Origin of the sequence: Colwellia sp. 6M3 (assembly GCF_014077595.1) — a bacterium.
GTDB lineage: Bacteria > Pseudomonadota > Gammaproteobacteria > Enterobacterales > Alteromonadaceae > Cognaticolwellia.
Map to the genome: position 1 here is coordinate 1 of NZ_JACGWF010000174.1, position 2,282 is coordinate 2,282.

The 2,282-nt window shown below is 39.0% G+C and carries 2 protein-coding genes; one reads left to right on the plus strand and one right to left on the minus strand.

Annotated elements, in window-relative coordinates; genetic code table 11:
* Positions 1 to 39: 39 nt before the first annotated feature.
* Positions 40 to 1,586, minus strand: a protein-coding gene (locus tag H4J50_RS18780) for an IS3 family transposase (RefSeq protein WP_096058077.1) whose coding sequence is annotated in 2 segments (ribosomal slippage) — positions 40 to 1,127 and positions 1,127 to 1,586 — 1,548 coding nt in all. Because the reading frame shifts where the segments join, the coding sequence is not laid out codon by codon here.
* Positions 1,587 to 1,840: 254 nt separating this feature from the next.
* Here H4J50_RS18780 and H4J50_RS18785 point away from each other — a divergent pair.
* The coding region (locus H4J50_RS18785; protein ID WP_182257681.1) for a YqhA family protein at positions 1,841 to 2,282 on the plus strand (442 nt) is incomplete at its 3' end.

Here is a 2,282-nt window from a genome sequence, read left to right on the forward strand (position 1 = left end):
GCGGAGTTTTTCAAGTTAGTTGTCGCATCAAGTTAAATTTTATGCCGCCCGCATTGCTTCTTTTTTTTCTGGATTTAAATTTACTTCATTGATCATTGTCCAATCTCGAGATTTTCCTGACCAACGACTTGGGTTCTGTAATTTCGCCATTTCATTTACCTGATGACGTTTCGCTAGTATCGCTTTATCTAATCCTAAATGACGCTGGTTTGGCGTGACAAATTTAATACCGCTGTGCAAGTGCTCATCGTTGTACCAATCAACAAATCCGCTAACCCACTTTCTTGCGCTACCCATGCTTTCAAAGGCTTTCTCAGGGTATTCCGGGCGATACTTTAACGTCTTAAATAGCGATTCAGAATAAGGATTATCATTACTCACAGACGGTCGGCTAAATGAAGGAACAATACCTAACTCCTGCAATGTCGCTAATAACGTTGCCCCTTTCATTGGACTGCCATTATCCGAGTGCAGTGTGACTTGCTCAGGCTTTACCTGCTCTCGCCTGCAAATATCTACCATTAAATCAGCCGCCAGTGTGCTTAGTTGTGTGTCATGAACCTGCCAACCAACTATTTTTCGACTATAAATATCCATCACTAAATATAAGTATAAAAACTGACCTTTAACAGCTGTTGGCAAATACGTGATATCCCATGTATAAATTTCGTTTACACGTGTTGCCCTGAGTGCTTTTGGCTTTTTTATCTTTTTATTTGGTTTAACTTTTTCTCTGTGTGTTAATAATTTATGCGATTTCATAACACGATAGAACGAACTTTCTGATGCTATCCACACACCTTTATCCAATAGTTTAGGGACTATCTTGCTGGGTGGTAAATGTCCATATTCTATTGAATTAACAGTCTTAATTATACGCTGTTGCTCTAATTCAGTTAGCCTGTTAGGTGGTCGCTTTATCGTACTTGTTCGCTTATCTGTCATATCATCAGCTTCAATCCAGCGTTGAATTGTTCTTGCCGTTAGACCAAGTAACTCACATGCTTTTTCTTGCCTTGCCCCTGATTTCTGCGCGTCGGTAATGAGCTTTATCAATTCATGACGCTCAGTTGAGCTGGTTAATCGTCCTCGTTGAAACCCCAGAGCGCATCGGCTTTTTTTTTGAGTACGAGTAAGGCGGCTGTTTCTGCTAACGCTTTGTCTTTACGATTAAGCTCTTTTTGAAGCTGCTTAATTTCTTGTTTGAGCTGTTTACTGTCTGATTTTACGGGCTTCGTTGAAGGCCCTTTAGCAAAATTTTTCTTCCACTGCTCGATATGATGTGGGTAAAGCCCTTTACTACGGCAGTATTCATTAACGGCTGTGTCATCCAAACGTCCACATTCAATAATTGCGTTAAGTCTTTCTTCAAGATCCCAGTCTTGTGGTCGTTTTTCTGATGTCATTTGGCTGCCTGTATAGTCCGTTTCAAGTTCATGGTTTTTAGCAAGCGCTATCCAACGTTGCAAGGTTGAATAACCGATGCCTAAATCAAGTGCAATATCTTCTAGGCGAACATCATCACATTGAGATAATGCTTTTTCAACAGCTTGAACTTTAAATTCTTGTGTAAATCGACGTCTCATTTTATCTGCCTCTATTAAAAGTTAGAGGCGACAACTATCCTGACACAGGGGGTGAGTGTCAGAGTGTTGATGTTGGGAGGTTAGCAAGAGAAACGTTAAATAATACTAATAGAGGTTTTGGCGGCGGGCACAGTCATATGGCAGGCGGTATTATTTTACCTGAGTATATAAGCATGTTCACTGATAAAAATAACTATTTTAAACCATTCATTAAAAAAATTAGCGAATGGCGCGCTTAATTATAAGAGGAAACTATGGAAAAATTGTTTGAGTCAATGCTTTGGAATAGCCGAATTGTACTCGTTTTTGGCGTCATCTCATGTATGGTGACCGGTGTTGCTTTGATTAGCTTGGGTTTATATGAAGTTATTCACCTAGTTACGGCTTTATTTGACTATTTAATTACTCACTCAGGCAATGTGACCCGCGACAATATTATTCTCTTTGTAGTTGAAATTTTAGATACGTTTCTACTTTCAGCCGTTTTATTTATCTTCGCTTTTGGTTTATACGAGCTGTTTATTAGTCCAATAGAAAATTCACGGCAGCACACGTCAAAAGCTTATGAGATTAAAACAATAGATCAGTTAAAAGCTAAGCTTGGTAAAGTTGTTATCATGTTATTGGTGATTAAGGTATTTGCTTACCTTGTGGAAATTAAACCTCAATCTATGGCTGAACTACTATACTTAGCCA